This is a genomic window from Halalkalibacter lacteus (assembly GCF_036663595.1).
Lineage (GTDB): Bacteria > Bacillota > Bacilli > Bacillales > Bacillaceae_D > Halalkalibacter > Halalkalibacter lacteus.
In genome coordinates, this window is record NZ_JAWRVL010000426.1 from 1 (window position 1) to 240 (window position 240).

At 47.5% G+C, this 240-nt stretch carries 1 protein-coding gene; it reads right to left on the reverse strand.

What is annotated here, in order from left to right; translation table 11 throughout:
- Positions 1–40 precede the first annotated feature (40 nt).
- Positions 41–240, reverse strand: a 200-nt coding sequence (locus SAZ04_RS22895) for a FolB domain-containing protein (RefSeq protein ID WP_332700078.1), incomplete at its 5' end; no start/stop codon positions are given.

A 240-nucleotide genomic window follows, 5' to 3' on the forward strand; every position in this document is an offset into this window, starting at 1 on the left:
CCGGTGATCACTATGTTCATGCAGCCTCCCGATATGGCGATTAACGCTGCCAGCTTAAGGTCATGGATACCGAATCGGCGTAGCGCAGCGCGTGCAGTTTATCGATCTCCACTTCAGCATACGTCACCCAGTGATGGTCACGTGCGATATCGAGCACATCCTGAGTTAATTTTTCCAGCAAAGAGAAACGGTTATTCTCTACATGCTGAATAATGTTTTTCGTTACGGTGCGATAATTCA